This is a genomic window from Johannesbaptistia floridana (assembly GCF_057440575.1).
The window spans coordinates 1-18,093 of record NZ_JALKVM010000158.1 but is presented as its reverse complement, the minus strand read 5'-3'; the positions used below and the strand labels follow the sequence as shown (position 1 = coordinate 18,093).

Below are 18,093 nucleotides of genomic sequence, written 5' to 3'. Positions count from 1 at the left end.
TCTTGCCCCGGCTTGCGCCCTCTTGCCCCGGCTTGCGCCCTCTTGCCCCGGCTTGAGAAAACTTGAGTAAAAAAATTCTAAGCTTCAGCCATATAGCAAGCTCGCAAATAGATGTTTACAGTTATCATGAAAAGCCCCCCTTTGTTAAGGGGGGTTGGGGGGATCTGTAAATATAAATATTGTTAACACTACAACGCTCATTGCTATAACTTCTACAACATTCATCCACCACAAGTAACTTTGGATAAAGATGCAAGATCTGAGGTCACCCCATGAGCTGTTTAAGTTAACTGTTTGTCTTGTTCTTGTCTGGTTTTTTCTTAGCCTCTTCTACTACAGGATCTTTGGGGTCTGTTTCCCAAGCTTTTTTTGTATCAATTTTAGCCATACTCATATTATTTTGCTCTAGGGATTCTTTGGTTTCTGTTTGTGTGTTTTCTGTCATATCTTCTGGGTTATGCCCCTGAGAGTTAGAAGATTGATAACTTGATGAATTTTGCCCTACCTCTCCTTGAGAATTGGATATAGTGTCTTCTGCATTCCCACTCATGCCAATTAATTCTTCTAAAACTTTCTCTAGTCTCTCTAGTCCTATGCCGCCTGGTGCTTCAGCTAAACTTAACAAAGCGATCGCTCTTTCTCTTTGAGTAGAAACAGCCAAAATCGATTCTAGTTCATTAAACTGAACGGGAGTTAATTTCTCCAAAATCTGTAAAAGTTCTGATTTAGTCATAACTATTAATGTGTAACTTGATTGTCCTTCTTGATGATAACTTGCATTACACATTTTGTAATTATTTCTTTTAGAGTTAGATTTCTGGTTCTATCGTACATATTATGCTAAATTATTAGTAATTATAAGAGGTTAGGATCAATTCTTTAACTCATTACTCAAACACAAGATGTAACATCAAGTAAAGATGCAAGATCTGAGTTTTAATGATTCTCGGTTTCAACCTCGCTCTTGGTAAAAAGCAAGTTAATTTTTGTTGTTTTTTGTCTCAACCTTCTAATTCCCTAATTTTTTGTTGACATTCAGCTATTTCTTCTTGTATTTGGAACTTTTGAGCTGGGTTTGCTGTAATTGCCTCTTGTTGTTGAAGATAATCTAACTTCCTTTGCCAAATAGCGATCGCACCAGAGTTAGAATACCTGGATCTTTTGTTATATTCTTCAACTGTTTTTATACCTTTATGAGTAATTGTATAATCGTCAAATGTTGCTATTTTTATTAATTCTTCATTTTTGAGATATTCTAAAATTCTCTCAATATTCTCAATTGAGTCAGACATTTTGTTATTATTACTACTAGAGTTAAGATAGTCAGTTTGTTAAATACTATAAATAGTTTGAGTTTCTAACTGGTTAACTAAGTCAGATACAGGTTTATCTATTCCTAAGTGATGACGGTCTAACTTGACTTGTAAACCAATCATCGGATCATCTCCGGGTGAAATGAGAAACTCTAAATGTTCCAAAGATGGCCAAGTTCTTAACTCAGTTAAGATGCTAAAAATCGCTTTGAGATAGGGATGTTCTACATCTTTGTACCAGTTAGGTTTAGCTAAATTACTTTGGTCAAAACCTAGGTGAAAAATCAAAGAAGCTTTATCAAAAAGAGCGATCGCCACTGGTCTTGCTTCTTCCTGTAGGAGCAGATGATACTTATCAGCTAGGTGTCTAATTTTTTCTAACTTTTGGTATCTTTCGCTAAAAGAAGGTTGTTTTTCCACCCAATTAACAGCGATAGTCACCAAATATGTTTGTAGCAATAGATGGCCTAGTTTTTTAGCTTTAGTTGCTAAATAGGTGGTGTTATAGTCAGTAGCTTCAATCAACAGTGGTAATCTTTCTACCACTTCTAGACCATAACCTTTTAACCCGGCTATTTTCCGAGGATTATTAGTAATCAAGCGAATTTTTTTGACACCCAAATCATTTAACATTTGTGCGCCCATACCATAGTCGCGCAAATCGGCGGGAAAGCCTAACTCTTCGTTAGCTTCTACAGTATCTAGTCCCAAATCTTGAAGAGAGTAGGCTTTTAACTTGTTTACTAAACCGATACCACGGCCTTCTTGTCGTAAATATACAACTACACCAAAACTAGCTGATTCAATCATTTTCAAAGCTGCATTGAGTTGCATACGACAGTCACAGCGAAGGGAACCTAGGGCATCGCCTGTGAGGCATTCTGAGTGCATTCTGACCATTACTGGTTTATCTTTAAATTCTTCTATATTGCCTTTGACTATGGCTAGATGTTCACTATTATCTAGAAGATTACGATAGGCATAAACAGTAAAAGTTCCAAATTGACTGGGTAATTTACAGATAGCTTCTCTTTCTACGAAGCGATCATACTTAAGACGATAACTAATTAAATCAGCTATACTAATTATTTTTAATTTATGTTTACGGGCATAGGCAAACAGTTGGTGTAATCTTGCCATGGAACCGTCTTGATTTTGAATTTCACAGATTACTCCTGCGGGGTACAATCCTGCTAAACGGGCTAAATCTATAGCTGCTTCTGTATGTCCTGCTCTTTTTAATACTCCTCCTTCCCGTCCGCGAATAGGAAATATATGTCCTGGACGTGATAAATCTTCTGGTTTTGTTTGAGGATTGAGGGCTACTTGGATGGTGCGGGCGCGGTCTTCTGCGGAAATTCCTGTGGTTACACCAAGGTGTTTAGCTGCGTCTATACTTACGGTAAAAGCTGTTTGATTTGTGTCGGTATTTTTGGTTACCATCAAGGGTAATTCGAGGCCATCGAGGCGATCGCCTGTCATTGCTAGACAAATTAAACCTCTTGCTTCTACAGCCATAAAGTTAATCATATCTGGGGTAGCGAATTGTGCCGCACAGATTAGATCTCCTTCGTTTTCTCTATTTTCATCGTCAACCACTACTATAGATCGACCTGCCTTTAACTCTGCTAAGGCTGAATCAATAGAGTCAAATTTAGTTGGCTGTTCTTGGGATAATTCCACGATTTCTACTTTTGCTTTCTGTTAACTTTTATAACGTTATTTTCATTTTATCGCAGTTTTGGCATACTAGAGATTAGGTAAAAAAATTGGGGGCGTTAAAAAGCAGCCCACAACTTCAAGATTCTCGCCGCAGACTTTTAGTATATATTTTATCTGAACATACTACTAACAGAACTATCTTCATGAATACGCCAAATTGCTTCTCCAATCAAATTAGCCACTGAGAGAACAGTTAATTGTTTAAATTGCTTAGGAGGGGCTACTGGAATAGTGTTAGTAACAATAACTTCTTCAATCACACCACTAGAGAGACGCTCAATCGCTTTCCCGGAGAAAACTGGATGTGTAGCACAAGCATATACTTGTCTAGCTCCTTCCTTGGATAATAATCTTGCTCCTTCGATAATTGTTCCGGCGGTGTCGATCATATCATCTACTAAAACAGCGGTTTTACCATTAACATCTCCAATAACATTCATTACTTCTGCCACATTGTGTTCTTGACGGCGTTTATCTATGATTGCTAAGGGGGCATCATTTAGTTTTTTGGCAAAAGCCCTGGCTCTGGCGACGCCACCAACATCTGGAGACACTACTACTAAATCATTTAATTTTTTACTAGCTAAGTAATCTAGTAAAACTGGAGAACCATATACATGATCAAAGGGAATATCAAAATATCCTTGTATTTGAGCGGAGTGAAGATCCATAGCTAAGACGCGATGTGCCCCAGCTTCGGTAATCAAGTTGGCTACTAGTTTCGCGGTAATTGATTCTCTGCCTGCGGTTTTACGATCTGCTCTAGCATAACAATAATAAGGAAGAACCGCAGTAATTTGTCTGGCGGAAGCTCGACGACAAGCATCAATCATAATCAATAATTCCATCAGGTGGTCGTTTACTGGATAACAACAGGGTTGAATTAAGTAAACATCACAACCTCTAATGGATTCTTGGATTTGAATATATTGTTCTCCATCAGCGAAGCGCTTACGCACCATCGGTCCGATATCCATTCCTAGATAACGAGCTACTTCTTGGGCTAAATCTAGGTTAGAAGAGCCAGAAAATAGACGTAAACGGTTATTTTCTGAAAGTGTGTGAGACATTGAATTAATACTGAGTGTGGAAGAATAGGTCACAGCAAGTTTTTCAACCTCTTTCTTGGCGCTTATAATATTATTATATTAACCTGTTTAAATTAGTAATATCTTTTTATTTATTTAAGTTTTTTTCTTGAGAATTACAATTTATTCCGTTTTGTTATGGTTTAAAGGTATCAGATGAAAGTTATTTTAATTGCTGGTGTAGATACTGACGTAGGTAAAACTATTTTTACCAGTTCTTTGGTGGCTTCTTGTTTAAAGTGTGATCCTAGTACCTCTATTGGTTTGCTTAAATTAGTCCAAACCGGAACAGGGGATCTGGAATTTTATCAAGAGTTGTTTAAAAATCAATCTAGTCGTGTAGAAGTTGTTACTCCTCTACAATTTACTGCCCCTATAGCGCCGCCTTTGGCGGCGGCTAAAGAGGGTAAACAGGTTGATTTAAAAGTTATTCACCAGTGTTTTACTAATTTAGTTGATAGTAAGGATTTGGTCATTGTCGAGGGTATTGGTGGTTTGGGTACTCCCATTACTGAGGAGTTAACTGTGGCAGACTTAGCTAGAAGTTGGCAGTTAGAGACTATTTTAGTGGTCCCGGTTCAATTGGGGGCGATTTCCCAGACTGTGGCTAATGTGATGTTTGCTCGTTATGCCCAAGTCAATCTCCGTGGCATTGTGCTCAATTGTCTCACTCCTACTGCTGAACAAAAGTTAGAGGATTGGGCGCCTGTTAACTTACTTGAATCTTTAACTAAGCTACCGATTTTAGCTATTTTCCCCTATCTCAAGATCTCTACCCATCTTGAAGACTTTGCTCAAGCTATTACCCCTGAGGTTTTACCAATTATTTTGGCATAGATACCACTGGTTGATTGAGAGTAATTACTAATTGACTCTTGGATTTAGGGGTTTTGATTTTTAGTTGAGCTTGAGTAATTTCATTTATGCTCACAATTAAGGGTTCAGAAGATGATGGTTGAGATTGAGCGAATTGATTTATGGGGTTACGAGTTTGAGTCAATACACTTGATAAAATCAGAAAAAACACTGAGGCGATCGCCCCTCCTCCCCACCAGTATCTTTGCCTCTTTTGCTGATATTTTCTATTTTTTTTCAATACTTCTCTACATACTTCTTCTGCTGTTACCGACATTGGTGGGTGCGGCATTTTTTTGATACTTTTCTTTAATTTTAATAATCTTGTATATTTTTTCTGTATCTCCTGGTTTTCTTTGAGTAAACTTTCTATTTTTTTACTTTCTGCTTTACTTACTTCGCCGTCTATATAAGCACTTAGTAACTCATCGTTCTCATTTGGTTGATTAGACGATTGGAAATCAGGACTCATTGCCTACCTCCTTGATTTATCTTCATATAAATTTACATAATTAATTTACAAAAAGTTATGTAAATGTTCCTGTAATTTAGCTCTAGCTCTAGCTATTCTAGATTTCACTGTCCCTAAAGAAGTTCCTGTTATTTCTGCTATTTCCTCGTAGGATAAACCTTCGATTTCTCTTAGTATGATGGTTGTTCTAAATATTTCTGGGAGTTGAGCGATACCTTCTCGTAATTGTTCATAGAATTCTTGAGTAGCTAAGTCATCCTCTGGTGTTGGGGAATCGGAAGCTATTTCTTGAACTAATTCTCTTCCTGAAGAGCGCCGTGTTTCGTCTATAGATATAGGGGGAGAGCGGCGTTTACGCTTTCTTAACTCATCATAAAAAATGTTAGTGGTAATGCGTCCTAACCAACTTTTAAATTTTTGAGGTTCTTCAAGTTGAGACAAGTAACGATATACCCTAAGCCAAACTTCTTGGGCAAGATCGCTGCGATCTTGCCAGTCAGGGGCCAAATGATATAGTATTCTTTCTACATCAGATTGATAGCGACGAAGCAACTCTGTAAAAGCTGCTTGATTTGGTTCTCTACCTTCTTGGCAGCGTAAAATCAAATCGTAATTAGATAATTGTTCCGGTGACAGTCTTGGGTTCAACTTAGTTACCTTAGCCATTGACCAAGATATGGGTAATGATTGACTCATGACAAAAGTTTTTCACAAATGGGATAAAGTCTATATCGCTCTATTTTTATAGACTTTTATTTAAACCAGAAAGTTCCCCCAGAGAAAATATTTTTTTAGCATTTATGAGTAGAGTCAACTACCCACACTGACCTTCGGTACAGATGTGGGTTTTTAGTAGCCCTTCAGTGAAGGTTTATCAGCGGCAGTCTACTCCTGTTATAGAAGTACAAACAATTGTGTTTGACATATACCAGCTTAACTCTTCCCAAGTCCCGGTATCAAGTAGCGTTATCACAATTATTTCAAGCCGAATTAGCTATTTTATTAAGCATCAAGGCATTGAGTTGGCGAGTTAACTCTTCTCTGTTTTGAAAGCCCTCGATTCTTTTGACAGATACTCCCTGCTCAAAAAGTATTAAAGTTGGTAAAGTAGTCAGTTTATAAAAATTAGCTAATTTAAAATTTTCATCGGCGTTAATCCCGATTACTTTGATTTGACCTTCCCAGTCGTTTTCAAACTTGGTTAACAATGGATTAATTAGACGACAGAGGCCACACCAGGGTGCCCAAAAATGGACTAATACTGGTTGGGGAGATTGTAAAATCTCTTTAGTAAAGGTATTTTGCGTTACAGAAAGGAGCATAATGAAAAAAATTTTGAAAATTATAAATCTTAAAAGAAGCTTAATACTATGCTATAACATTTGGGATCACGTGGCAAAGGTATTTTCACTAATTACCAACTAATTTTATTTGTGGCTTGAATCAACCAAGGATGTCCCCACCATAGTAATAATACAAAAGCAAGTACACCAAGATAGGCAGGGCGTAAAAATTCCTGCCATTTCAAAGATTGTCGGCCGTCCAATACCGCCTGAAAGGGAATTACAGAAGTTCTTTGTTGTACTGCAACAAAAGCATCGCCATAACGCTTGTATAAACGACGATCCCCGTGCCAAACTCCAAATAAATGATGGGCGATTAAACCCAAAGAAGTAACTACAGTAAAAGTGCTACCAATCCAGAGAGTATGGGCAATACACCATAAAATCTGTCCCACCATTTGGGGATGTCTGGTGATACGGATAATCCCTGTTTCATAGAGATGGACTTGAGGTTTCGCAACGGCGGCAATTTCTAATAAATTGAAGGTAGCAGGATAAAGAAATATGAAAGAAATAAAAGAAATTATCCAAACTGTTAATTTAATCCCCGGGATGCCTTGGAGTTGCCAGAGGATTAAACCATCATAACGATGATTGAAAAAATAAATAATTAGCACTGTAGCTAAGGAGAGACTAGCTAAAGCGAAAATAACTCGGTAGAGTCTTGGCCCTATTTTAGCTTCGGCTTGAGAACGCAAAGCAGCTAAACCACTATGAACTATGCCAAAGCTCACTAAAAGACCAAACATAATCAAATGACTGTTAGTTAACCATGTTTCTGTCATTAACCTTAATAGTAGAATAAATATAGAGTAATTAACTCACGTTTCTGTGGTAATGTCAATGTTTAAGGAGAAGTAAAATTAATTAATTAATTAATATACCACGGTAATGATCCCCATACTAAACCAATTCAAAGAATGCAGGTAAATCTATGTCTGAGATTCCCTTTACACTAGATCAACTTCGGATTCTGCAAGCGATCGCTTCAGAAGGCAGTTTTAAACGGGCGGCTGATAGTCTGTATATTTCCCAACCTGCCGTTAGTTTACAAATACAAAATCTGGAAAAGCAGTTAGATGTACCTTTGTTTGATCGCGGTGGCAGAAAAGCCCAATTAACTGAAGCCGGTAAATTATTGTTAACTTATGGAGAAAAAATTATTAGTCTCTGTCAAGAAACCTGTAGCGCTGTAGAAGATTTACAAAATTTGCGTGGGGGAACTCTCATTGTTGGCGCTTCCCAAACTACTGGTACTTACTTGTTACCTCGAATGATTGGCTTATTCAGACAAAAATATCCTTTAGTCGGAGTACAATTACAAGTACATTCTACTCGTCGTACTTCCTGGGCAGTTGCTAATGGACAGGTTGATTTAGCGATCATTGGGGGAGAAGTACCCTTAGAACTACAGGATACTTTAACGATTCTTCCCTATGCTGAAGACGAATTAGCCTTAATCTTACCTCCATCCCATACGTTAGCTGAGGCTGAAACTATTCAAAAAGAAGATCTCTACGAACTCAATTTTATTGCTTTAGATTCTCAATCGACAATTCGTAAAGTCATTGATCAAGTATTAACACGTCATTCTATTGATACAAAAAGATTAAATATTGAGATGGAGTTAAACTCGATTGAAGCGATAAAAAACTCTGTACAATCAGGATTAGGCGCAGCTTTTGTTTCGGTAACAGCAATTGAAAAAGAGTTGCAAATGCAGGTTCTACATAGTCCTAAGATTGAAGGGGTTCATGTTAAGCGGACTCTATCGGTAATAGTGAGTATTAATCGTTATCGCTCTAAAGCTACGGCAGCTTTTATTGAAGAAATTTTACCTGAGTTTACTAATCAACCAGAGAATTTACATTTTGAAAAATTCTATCCACAACAGCCGGAGTTCGGGGCGATCGCCCCCTGAACGGTTACGATTTACCCACAGCAGAAGAGTTAAACCAAGTTGAATCAATTTAGCTACTAAAAACCATAATCTGTTCTTAACCCAAAATAGAAACCTTTAGTTGTAGTCTTGAAGCAAAGAGATAACTTAAGAAAGGAAATCTATAAATCTCCATGACTACTAATAATCAAGCAAGAAATCAAGTAACAACTATACAGTCTTTAGGAGTTACTACCTTTGCTACAGGTACAACTTTTAATGAGACAGAATTAGGTGGTTTATCTGGGATAACTTATGATTCTATCAATGATATTTACTACAGTATTTCTGATGATCGCTCTCAAAATAATCCCGCTCGTTTTTATACCCTATCTATTGATCTAAGTGACGGAACTTTAGATGATGGCGATGTAAATTTTACAGACGTAACTACTTTACTTGATAGTGAGTCTAACACTTTTCCTGAAAACGGCATAGATCCTGAAGATATCAGTTTAACTGAGAACAATACTTTGTATATTAGTTCCGAAGGTAATGCTAATAATTTACTTAACCCTTTTATTCGAGAGTTTAGTCTCTCAGGAGAAGAAATTAGCAGTTTAACAATTCCCGATAAATTCCTACCTACCGAAGGAGAATTCGGAATTCGTAATAATCTTGCCTTTGAGAGTTTAACGACAAGTCCCGATCATCGCTATCTCTATACTGCCGTTGAACAAGCTTTAAAACAAGATGGAACTGGTGCTACTCTAGAAGATACTAGCTATTCACGGATTATTAGATACGATTTAACAGATAATTCTACTCAAGAATATGTTTATGAACTTGAATCTATCCCTAATCCTCCTAATCCTGTAGATGATTTTGCTGATAATGGTCTAGTAGCTTTGAAGGCTATTGATAATAATGGTACTTTATTGGCTTTAGAACGTTCTTTTGCTGTGGGAGTAGGCAATACTATTAGATTGTACGAAGTACAGACCCAAGGCGCTTTGGATGTTAGTTCCTTTGATGATTTATATTGGGAAGAACAAGATACTCGTTACGATATCGATCCATTTGTCAGTAAACGCCTATTAGCAGATTTAGAGGTGGATTTCGGCATTGAACCTGATAACGTGGAAGGAATGACTTTTGGTCCTATTTTAGCTGATGGAAGTCAATCATTGCTTTTAGTTAGTGATAATAACTTCAGTGAATTTCAAACTACTCAATTTATTGCTTTAAGTTTAGATTTAGAAACTATTCCCGCAGTTTTACCAGTGGTGGAGACTCCATATACTATCGACCAACCTACGGGAGATGCTGAACTATTTGGCGATTCCGATGATCCTGCCGTGTGGGTTAATCCAGAAAATTCTGCTGAGAGTTTGGTTTTAGGAACTTTAAAAGATGGCGGTTTAGTTGTTTTCTCCCTATCTGGAGAAATTCTACAAACTATTACCCCTACTGATATTTTAGGAGAGGGGGCAGAGTTTGGAGATATTCGTTACAACAATGTGGATATTTTCTATGATTTTGACTTAGCTGGAGAAAATGTCGATATAGCCGTGGCAAGCGATCGCGCCAATGATAGTCTGGCTATTTTCCAGATAGATAGTGATAGTCAACAACTAGTAAATATCACTTCTGCTTCTCTATTAGAAGAGAGTTTTTCCATTTTTGGTGTAGATGATGGAGAAGCTACTGCCTATGGCTTAGGAGGCTATGTTAGTCCGATAACTAATGATTATTCTGTTTTTGTTACCCAAGCGAGTGGAAATCAAATCGCACAACTCCAATTAGCTGATGATGGCACTGGATTAGTTACCGCCGAGGTGATTCGTCAAATTTCTTTACCTATAGATGGTGGTGAAGCGGAAGATTATCAATCAGAAGCGATTGTTGTTGATCAAGAACAAGGTATAGTCTACTTGGCAGTAGAAGATGAGTTGGGTATAGTTAAGTTTCCCGCAGAAGCAGAGGCAGGAGATGAAATTACTATTGTTAGACCGATTGACTCACCAGAATTAACTCCAGATTTAGAAGGATTAGCTATCTACTACGGTGAAAATGGTAGTGGTTATTTAGTTGCTTCTAGTCAAGGTGATAGTTCCTATGCTGTATATACTAGAGATGGAGATAATCAGTATTTGGGTAGCTTTGTGATTGGGGATAATCATGAGGGTGGCATAGACCAAGTTAATGAAACTGATGGGTTAGAAATTATTAATGTTCCTCTTGGAGATCGTTTTCCTCAGGGGGCTTTATTTGCCCAAGATGGTGCTAATGAACCTCAAAATGCTGTAGAAAATGAGGATGAGTTAGAAAATAATAGCACTAATTTTAAGTTTATTCCTTGGGAAGAGGTAGTGTCTGCTTTAGATTTAGATGATATTACGGATACTCCCTTACCTGGATTAGTTTTTGGTAGTGTAGATGCTGATAAGTTTGATAGCTTGATTCCTGATGAGAGAATGTTCTTTGGGGATGAGCAAATTTTGTTTACTGGTAGCGGTGATGACTATGTAGATACAACTTTTGCACCTGGTGGTAATCGCATTGATTTAGGTTCGGGAAATGATTCCTATTTCGGCGGCAGTGGCGATCGCCTGATTGCTGGCGCTGGAGATGATTTACTTTTCTTAAGTAGCGGTGAAGGTGACAATACAGTTACTGGTGGTCCTGGAGAAGATCAATTCTGGTTAGTTACCGATACTGTTGATTTACCTTTAACATCTAATACTATTACTGATTTTACTCCTAGTGAGGATGTTATTGGTTTTGGTGCTACTGATTTAAGTTTTGATGATTTAACTCTAGCTTCCAATGGTGATAACACTATTATTCAAGCATTAGGTAGAGATTTGGCTGTATTGTTAAATACCCAGACTACTGATTTAAATGCTGATAATTTTGTTTTTGCTTAAGGATTAATTTAAAATCCCCCCTAAAAATATCTAGATTTTTAGGGGCCTATTTAGTACTTTTTTAGGAGTGCTTTGGTCTAAGTAAAGTTAATCTGACACCAGTAAGATAATAGCAATAATTAATATTGTTTGTGAAATAAGTGTTGCTAAGAAAATAGCAATAAACTCTTTTTTGTTCTTCTTATTAATTTTATGTTGAAATAATAGGCGTGATAAAAATGCACCAGGAGTACCCAATAAAAAAGAATGCCAATGGAGAATATCTTCAGGTAATCTTATTTTTTCAGAAATAGGACTGATCAACTTATCAAACCCATAAAAAATAATGCTAGAAATATTAATTGATATTATAAAAAGGCATAGTTGAGACATTATATAATCAAAATCATACTGTTCAAAAAATAAAAATAAAGCAAGATAAATTATCCCTAAATTAATAAAAATTGCCAAATTTCCATAAATTAAATGATGAGGATGATTTTTACCTCCCCACATGACTACCATTATTACCTGTAGAATTAAACTAACTAATAAATAGTTTTTAAAGACATCAAAATAATCAGATTCTTGTGAAAGTAGTAAGAGTCCATATAAGATTAAAAATGGAAAAATAATTCTAACTATTTTAAATTTAATCATCGAAATCAAAATGCCAATAAAAATGACTAATACTAAAGCAATAAAAATAACAATTTCCATAACTAAATTACTCTGATGAATTATTGAAAAAAAGATATTAAAAATTAGAACAGTCTGTTTTTTGATGAATGAAATTACCTCTTTGTATTTTGTCCCCTAAAATATTATAGTATTGTGTATAGAGAAAAGCAAGATTGTCTATATAGATGAAGCTTGATTTGATAATCGAGAAGATTACCCCTATGGCTATAGTCCCAGAGGAGAAAGATGCTATGGAATGAAATCTGGCAAAAGCCGTGAAAGAGTCAGTTGGATTAGTGCGTGAAATTTGGTATTTACCACCATACTCTCCAGATTTAAATAAGATAGAAAATTGGTGGGCTATCTTAAAAACTTGGATGAAACAAAGAAAGAATGACTAGGAAACGATCGCGGAATGTGTTGAGGAGGCTTTTAGGCAATGTCCTAACGTATGCGCGTAGCGCTATATTATACTTTTTGTCTTAGTCGAAATTTTTGATTAAGCTAGTTGTTCTATGACGCACTGCCGCGAGAGAAATGAACTTTTTCTGAGGTTAATTTAGTACATAAGTACTGGTGGAAGATGTGAGATAAGTGAAAATAAGCGTTTAGTCTAAACTCCAGTCATAAAGTACCTAGATGTAAAGGTGGCAGCAATAGAGTGGATAATTTGGTCTACTTACATCAATACTGTCACCATAAAGAACATCACCAAGATTAGGGGGAGGGTACCTCAGATCTTGCATCTTTACCCAAAGTTACTGGTTGTGGATGAATTATGAGTTTTGAAGTAATGAGTTTTGAAGTAATGAGTTTTGAAGTAAGAAGTAAGAAGTCTTGAAGTCTTGAAGTTTTGAAGTAAGGAGTTTTGAAGTAAAAGAATTGATCCTAACCCCTTAAAAATTGATTCTCGCCTGTTGGTCTATTCAGTACTTTTTTAGGAGTGCAAGATATGAGGTACCAATGTATAATTTATATGTACACAAGGTAGCCACCTAGGAAACTTGAGGATTTTGCTCAAGCCGGATGCTTGGAAATCTTGCACGTCCGATTTCTAGGGGGAAGGTAGCAATACCCCAGACCTACCCGACATTAGGAGTTTTAAATGAATTTTTTTAAATTATTTTTGTTATTTTTGCCTTGGTTAATCATCTCTCTCCCTACTCAATCTCAAGAATTAACAGAAAATGACTCTACTATAGATTTACAAAATGTTACTTGCAGAGAGCTTCTGACCATGAATGATGAAGAAAAAGATGTTACTATTGCTTTCTTTCATGGTATTATTAGTGGTCAAAGAGAGGATTATATTTTTGACCCTCAAAATTTAAGTGATAACACAGGTGAAATTATCAATCACTGTATAGATAACCCTGATGACTCACTTCTGGCTGTTTTCGAGCAATATAGATAGATTTTAGGTTTTCATGAGGATAAGAAAGCGCTAGTTACTTTATCCTCATCTAAGCTTTTCTGTGAAATGGAAGCTAGAATTACACTACATTATCTGCTATTTCCCAAGATTTTTCTTAATGATTGTTTCTCAATCTTGCGGAAATTTTTCTGAGTCTTGATTGTTATTTTCTGAATTTTGACGGTTATTATTTCCAGAATCTGATCTACCATTCGTATTTCTGGAAGAATAGCGAGATGATCTTTTTCTATACTGATTTGCGTATGCTTTATTTCTTTCCGCTTTTTCTTTTTTAAGATTGCGTCTTTTAGCCATTATTACCTCTTTATTAAGACAGAATTTTTGATAACCCATTTAATAGATTATCATGGATTGTATTTGCTTGTTTTGTTATTGTTACTTAGATTTAATTATTAGGCATTGTCTATAAGCTTTTATCAAGCCCCCGTTATTGTTGAATTTGGTGTTAATTACAAAATCAAGCTAACAACCGCTTCGTATTAAGATATTTGGCGACGTCTAACTTTCTTATAGGGCCTTTTTCAAAAAGAGCGATCGCTATTCTAGGTATAACTATAGAGCATTTTCAGTTTGGTGATTTACACATAACAACAGCATAACTGCCTCAAAGATTTAATTTCTTTTTCTCACCAGATCTAAAAATGCTGTCCTAGGATTATCTTAATACAATATTTTCAGTAATTTGCTAGGTTTAAAATACCAACCTAGCATTTTTACTTAATTATTACCATGCTTATTTACGAAAACACGGTTCTTTTTAGCTGTAGGTTTTCTATCTAAAACTACGGCTAGATGATTCTCTTTTTTCACGGGGTTTAGCTTTATTTACTCTCATTTCCCGTTGCATCCACTCAGCGCCGTCTAGGGTTTCAATTGCTTCGCTTTCTTGTGTATCATTTTCCATTTCCACGAAAGCAAAACCGCGCATCCGTCCTGTTTCGCGATCTGTTGGAATGTATACTCTTTTTACTGTTCCGTAGTCTGCAAAAACTCTTGTTAAGTCTTCAGAGGTTACTTCATAAGCTAAGTTTCCTACGTAAATAGACATAAATGTCTCGTCTCCTTATTTCGTTGATTGTCGTTGTTTGTAGAGATCCTTGGATTTTGGAAAAGTCTGCCGATACCTTTATAGAATGAAAAATCTATCTAACAATAAAAACAAACTGATGTGACCAATATTTATTCTCTTCTTGTATATCATAACACTTTTTAACTCAGTTGGTTGATTTATTGATAAAAAATTTTCTAGGATTTTGCCGAGAAGCGATCGCCATGGCTAAATTTTCCGCGATAATTTAATAAAAGACCTTGATTTGTGGAGACTTATGGATTTAATTTTATGCCACCAAACAGCAGATTTTGACGCCTTGGGGGCGGCAGTAGGTGTAAGTCGTTGGCAAGTAGGAGCAAAAATAGTTCTCACTGGAGGAGCACATCCTGGGGTAAAGAATTTTTTAGCGCTATATCGGGATGAATTGGCACTAATTGAGCGTCGTAGCGTTAATAGTGAACTAATCAACTCTCTATTTATAGTAGACACTCAAAAGCGTGAAAGATTAGGGAAAGCACAAACCTGGTTAGAATCTACTAACTGTGAAAGAATTGTGGTTTATGACCATCATCCCAGTCAAGAAGAGATAGATATCCCCGCCACAGAAATTGAAATAGAAGCAGTAGGCGCCACAACCACTTTGATAGTAGAAAAATTACAAAAAAATTATATAGAGATTAATCCCATTGAAGCTACAGTGATGGCTTTAGGGATTCATGTAGACACGGGCTCGTTGACTTTTGAGCAAACCACCCCAAGAGATGCTCAAGCCTTAGCTTGGCTGATGGAGCGAGGTGCCAATGTAACTATTATCTCTCAATATGTAGATGCTAGTCTATCCCCAAGGCTGCAAGAACTACTCCAAGTAGCTTTGGGTAAATTAAAGAGCCAAGAAATCTACGGTCATAGTGTTGCTTCAGTTTTACTAGAAACTGATGATTTTGTGCCAGGTTTATCGAGTTTGACAGAGCGTCTAATTGACTTGGTAGAAGCCGAAGCTTTATTACTCGGACACTACTATTCCCGGGGAGAGAAAGTAGCCTTAACTGTGATTGGAAGATCCCGCATTTTAGAAACTAATTTAGCTCAACTATTTGAGTCTTATGGTGGTGGAGGACATAGTAGTGCAGCTTCAGTGAGTATTAGAGAGGTTATTAACCCCCAAACTACTCTTCAAGAAATTTTAGATGCTTTTATAGACCAAATTCCTCAACCCCTCACAGCTAGAGATATCATGTCTTCTCCCGTGCGCACTATTCGACCAGAAACTACAATAGAACAAGCTCAACGTATTCTCCTGCGTTATGGACATTCTGGCTTATCAGTGGTTGATGCTAATAACGAGTTAGTAGGAATTATTTCCCGCAGAGATTTAGATTTAGCTTTACATCATGGTTTTAGCCATGCTCCCGTCAAGGGCTATATGAGTAAAAGTATTAAAACTATTACCCCCTCTACTCTGTTACCAGAGATAGAAAATGTGATGATTACCTACGATGTGGGACGTCTTCCGGTGATAGAAAATGGTAATCTCAAAGGTATTGTTACTCGTACCGATATTTTAAGACAACTCTATCAAAGCAAAAGAGAAAAAAAACAACAGGAAACCGCCCCGTTAATTTCTTGTATATTAACCTCTCTAAAAGATCGCCTTAATCCCTCTTTGTGGCGGTTACTTGAACAAATAGCCAAGGCAGCAGAGGCTAGAGGTTGGCATCTCTATCTAGTAGGAGGTGGTGTCAGAGATTTACTCCTAGCGCCTGTGTCAGAATCTTTGCTCTTACAAGATATTGATTTAGTAGTAGATGGGTTTCACACTTCGGCAACCTCTGGCGCTGGGGTAGAATTAGCTAATGTGCTTAAAGAAATTTATCCCAATTGCCGTTTATCAGTGCATGGAGAGTTTCAAACAGCGGCTTTAACTTGGCACAAAGATCCTGAATTTGGCTCTCTCTGGGTAGATATTGCTACAGCTAGGACAGAATTTTATCCCTATCCTGCCGCTAATCCTGAGGTGGAAGCTAGTTCAATTCGTCAAGATTTATATAGACGAGACTTTACTGTTAACGCTTTAGCTATTCGTTTAACGGCGCCAAGAATTGGGGAGTTATTAGACTTTTTTAATGGTTATTCTGATTTACAATCAAGGCAAATTCGTGTGCTCCACGCCAATAGTTTTATCGAAGATCCTACTCGTATTTATCGGGCGGTGCGTTTTGCCGTGAGACTTGGTTTTATCATTGAAGCTCAAACTATGGCTTATATTGAATATGCTATAGAAAGTGGTGTTTATCAAGAGTTAAGAGAGGGGGATAAATTAGCTCCCGCTTTGACTACTAGGTTAAAAGCAGAATTAAAGTATATTCTCACGGCGGGTTATTGGAAAGGCGCCGTGAAGTTACTAGCTTCTACTCAGGCTTTAAAATGTCTTCATCCCCAATTACAGTTAACTCCTCAGTTATGGTGGCAAATTCGTTACGGCGATCGCTGGTTGCGCTGTCTTGATTCTTTGATTCAATATCCTCACTGGTTAATTCGTTTAGAGATTTTAATCGCTAGTTTAAACCCAGAAGCTGCTATTAAACTAGGTGATAGTTTACAGTTACCGAAGGATAGTTTGGAGCGTTTGAGCAATTTAACTAGTATAGAGGAGAAAATCAAGGGCAGTTTACCTAATTGTCACAGGGATAGTGAGATTTACTGGTTGTTATCTCCTTGGAATTATGTAGATTTATTATTAGTAGCTGTGAGGAGCGATCTCCCTCTTAGACGTCAAATTTGGCACTATTTAACTAATTTAATTGAAGTTAAAGCCCCTCTTAATGGTAATGATTTAAAAGCCTTAGGCTATAAACCCGGTCCCCAGTATAAAATAGTTTTAGAACAATTACTTACAGCCACTCTTGATGGTGAAGTTAATACACCCCAAGAAGCAAAAGCCTTAGTTCATGATTTTTTTAATTAGGGCTTGCCTCACATCTTCGACCTTTGCCCAAAGTTACTGGTGGTGATTAAGTAATGAGTAATGAGTTTTGAAGTAATGAGAGAGTAGAGAGAGTAGGGTGTGTTAGGGCGAAGCCCGTAACGCACCGCTAGATGAGTAATGAGTAATAAGTAATGAGTAATGAGTAATGAGTAATGAGTAATGAGTAATGACTAATCAGTTGTAGTTGTAGGGTGTGTTAGGGCGAAGCCCGTAACGCACCACTAGATGAGTAATGAGTAATAAGTAATGAGTAATGAGTAAGAAGGTAGTAACCTGTAGGTTGGGCAGGGAGATAACCTAACACTATAAAAGTAGTTGTAGTTGTAGGGTGTGTTAGGGCGAAGCCCGTAACGCACCAC

The 18,093-nt window shown here is 37.0% G+C and carries 16 protein-coding genes and 2 pseudogenes; 7 read left to right on the top strand and 11 right to left on the bottom strand.

From position 1 onward, the window contains the following. Nucleotides 1-286 precede the first annotated feature (286 nt). From MW688_RS10870 to MW688_RS10855, 4 genes are all read right to left on the bottom strand, one after another. Nucleotides 287-787, bottom strand: coding sequence for a hypothetical protein (locus tag MW688_RS10870; RefSeq protein WP_486735999.1), 501 nt, complete (start codon nt 785-787; stop codon nt 287-289). A 214-nt stretch (nt 788-1,001) separates the two neighbouring features. Next, a complete protein-coding gene (locus MW688_RS10865) occupies nt 1,002-1,292 on the bottom strand; it encodes a hypothetical protein (RefSeq protein WP_486735998.1) in 291 nt (96 codons plus the stop codon). A 39-nt stretch (nt 1,293-1,331) separates the two neighbouring features. Next, complete coding sequence (ribBA, locus tag MW688_RS10860; RefSeq protein ID WP_486735997.1) at nt 1,332-2,996, bottom strand: bifunctional 3,4-dihydroxy-2-butanone-4-phosphate synthase/GTP cyclohydrolase II; 1,665 nt, start codon at nt 2,994-2,996, stop codon at nt 1,332-1,334. Nucleotides 2,997-3,145: 149 nt separating this feature from the next. Next, a complete protein-coding gene (locus MW688_RS10855; RefSeq protein ID WP_486735996.1) occupies nt 3,146-4,138 on the bottom strand; it encodes a ribose-phosphate pyrophosphokinase in 993 nt (330 codons plus the stop codon). A 141-nt stretch (nt 4,139-4,279) separates the two neighbouring features. On the opposite strand from MW688_RS10855, the gene bioD reads away from it, so the two are divergent. Continuing rightward, nucleotides 4,280-4,960 (top strand): dethiobiotin synthase, encoded by a 681-nt coding sequence (gene bioD / locus MW688_RS10850; RefSeq protein ID WP_486735995.1) that lies wholly within the window; start codon nt 4,280-4,282, stop codon nt 4,958-4,960. On the opposite strand, the gene MW688_RS10845 is transcribed toward bioD, so the two are convergent. From MW688_RS10845 to MW688_RS10830, 4 genes are all read right to left on the bottom strand, one after another. Continuing rightward, nucleotides 4,947-5,450, bottom strand: a complete 504-nt coding sequence (locus MW688_RS10845) for an anti-sigma factor family protein (protein ID WP_486735994.1) — start codon at nt 5,448-5,450, stop codon at nt 4,947-4,949. The genes bioD and MW688_RS10845 overlap by 14 nt on opposite strands. Nucleotides 5,451-5,495: 45 nt before the next feature. Further along, nucleotides 5,496-6,146 (bottom strand): sigma-70 family RNA polymerase sigma factor, encoded by a 651-nt coding sequence (locus MW688_RS10840; protein WP_486735993.1) that lies wholly within the window; start codon nt 6,144-6,146, stop codon nt 5,496-5,498. Between the two features lie 284 nt (nt 6,147-6,430). Further along, a complete protein-coding gene (locus tag MW688_RS10835; RefSeq protein WP_486735992.1) occupies nt 6,431-6,772 on the bottom strand; it encodes a thioredoxin family protein in 342 nt (113 codons plus the stop codon). A 92-nt stretch (nt 6,773-6,864) separates the two neighbouring features. Beyond that, nucleotides 6,865-7,578, bottom strand: a complete 714-nt coding sequence (locus MW688_RS10830) for an NnrU family protein (RefSeq protein ID WP_486735991.1) — start codon at nt 7,576-7,578, stop codon at nt 6,865-6,867. A gap of 149 nt (nt 7,579-7,727) precedes the next feature. Between MW688_RS10830 and MW688_RS10825 the strand changes: the two genes are divergently transcribed. Further along, complete coding sequence (locus MW688_RS10825; RefSeq protein ID WP_486735990.1) at nt 7,728-8,714, top strand: LysR substrate-binding domain-containing protein; 987 nt, start codon at nt 7,728-7,730, stop codon at nt 8,712-8,714. 152 nt (nt 8,715-8,866) lie between these two features. Then, the gene (locus tag MW688_RS10820; RefSeq protein WP_486735989.1) at nt 8,867-11,602 is read left to right on the top strand and encodes a phytase; all 2,736 of its coding nucleotides are present in this window, start codon (nt 8,867-8,869) and stop codon (nt 11,600-11,602) included. An 87-nt stretch (nt 11,603-11,689) separates the two neighbouring features. Here MW688_RS10820 and MW688_RS10815 read toward each other — a convergent pair whose 3' ends face one another. Continuing rightward, entirely contained in the window at nt 11,690-12,301 is a 612-nt protein-coding gene (locus tag MW688_RS10815) for a DUF1294 domain-containing protein (protein WP_486735988.1), read from the bottom strand. 130 nt (nt 12,302-12,431) lie between these two features. Between MW688_RS10815 and MW688_RS10810 the strand changes: the two are divergent. The 3 genes and pseudogenes from MW688_RS10810 to MW688_RS10800 form a co-directional block, all read left to right on the top strand. Beyond that, nucleotides 12,432-12,663 (top strand): annotated as a pseudogene (locus tag MW688_RS10810) (transposase); the annotation flags it as partial. 230 nt (nt 12,664-12,893) lie between these two features. Then, nucleotides 12,894-12,983 (top strand): annotated as a pseudogene (locus MW688_RS10805) (HNH endonuclease); the annotation flags it as partial. Nucleotides 12,984-13,367: 384 nt separating this feature from the next. Beyond that, nucleotides 13,368-13,676, top strand: a complete 309-nt coding sequence (locus MW688_RS10800; protein WP_486735987.1) for an HdeA/HdeB family chaperone — start codon at nt 13,368-13,370, stop codon at nt 13,674-13,676. Nucleotides 13,677-13,805: 129 nt separating this feature from the next. Here the strand turns inward: MW688_RS10800 and MW688_RS10795 are convergent, their stop codons facing one another. Further along, nucleotides 13,806-13,991 (bottom strand): hypothetical protein, encoded by a 186-nt coding sequence (locus tag MW688_RS10795; RefSeq protein ID WP_486735986.1) that lies wholly within the window; start codon nt 13,989-13,991, stop codon nt 13,806-13,808. Between the two features lie 478 nt (nt 13,992-14,469). Continuing rightward, nucleotides 14,470-14,745 carry an RNA recognition motif domain-containing protein gene (locus MW688_RS10790; RefSeq protein WP_486735985.1) on the bottom strand — a complete coding sequence of 92 codons (276 nt, stop codon included), beginning with the start codon at nt 14,743-14,745 and terminating at the stop codon, nt 14,470-14,472. 277 nt (nt 14,746-15,022) lie between these two features. Here MW688_RS10790 and MW688_RS10785 point away from each other — a divergent pair, with 277 nt between their 5' ends. Continuing rightward, complete coding sequence (locus MW688_RS10785) at nt 15,023-17,713, top strand: CBS domain-containing protein (protein ID WP_486735984.1); 2,691 nt, start codon at nt 15,023-15,025, stop codon at nt 17,711-17,713. Nucleotides 17,714-18,093: the final 380 nt, after the last annotated feature.

What these genes read in the sequence shown, in the direction of transcription:
- MW688_RS10795 (WP_486735986.1), bottom strand. Translation starts at nt 13,991, where the DNA reads ATGGCTAAAAGACGCAATCTTAAAAAAGAAAAAGCGGAAAGAAATAAA.
- MW688_RS10820 (WP_486735989.1), top strand. Translation starts at nt 8,867, where the DNA reads ATGACTACTAATAATCAAGCAAGAAATCAAGTAACAACTATACAGTCT.
- MW688_RS10840 (WP_486735993.1), bottom strand. Translation starts at nt 6,146, where the DNA reads ATGAGTCAATCATTACCCATATCTTGGTCAATGGCTAAGGTAACTAAG.
- MW688_RS10790 (WP_486735985.1), bottom strand. Translation starts at nt 14,745, where the DNA reads ATGTCTATTTACGTAGGAAACTTAGCTTATGAAGTAACCTCTGAAGAC.
- MW688_RS10825 (WP_486735990.1), top strand. Translation starts at nt 7,728, where the DNA reads ATGTCTGAGATTCCCTTTACACTAGATCAACTTCGGATTCTGCAAGCG.
- MW688_RS10865 (WP_486735998.1), bottom strand. Translation starts at nt 1,292, where the DNA reads ATGTCTGACTCAATTGAGAATATTGAGAGAATTTTAGAATATCTCAAA.
- MW688_RS10830 (WP_486735991.1), bottom strand. Translation starts at nt 7,578, where the DNA reads ATGACAGAAACATGGTTAACTAACAGTCATTTGATTATGTTTGGTCTT.
- MW688_RS10870 (WP_486735999.1), bottom strand. Translation starts at nt 787, where the DNA reads ATGTGTAATGCAAGTTATCATCAAGAAGGACAATCAAGTTACACATTA.
- MW688_RS10785 (WP_486735984.1), top strand. Translation starts at nt 15,023, where the DNA reads ATGGATTTAATTTTATGCCACCAAACAGCAGATTTTGACGCCTTGGGG.
- bioD (WP_486735995.1), top strand. Translation starts at nt 4,280, where the DNA reads ATGAAAGTTATTTTAATTGCTGGTGTAGATACTGACGTAGGTAAAACT.
- MW688_RS10845 (WP_486735994.1), bottom strand. Translation starts at nt 5,450, where the DNA reads ATGAGTCCTGATTTCCAATCGTCTAATCAACCAAATGAGAACGATGAG.
- MW688_RS10800 (WP_486735987.1), top strand. Translation starts at nt 13,368, where the DNA reads ATGAATTTTTTTAAATTATTTTTGTTATTTTTGCCTTGGTTAATCATC.
- MW688_RS10815 (WP_486735988.1), bottom strand. Translation starts at nt 12,301, where the DNA reads ATGGAAATTGTTATTTTTATTGCTTTAGTATTAGTCATTTTTATTGGC.
- MW688_RS10835 (WP_486735992.1), bottom strand. Translation starts at nt 6,772, where the DNA reads ATGCTCCTTTCTGTAACGCAAAATACCTTTACTAAAGAGATTTTACAA.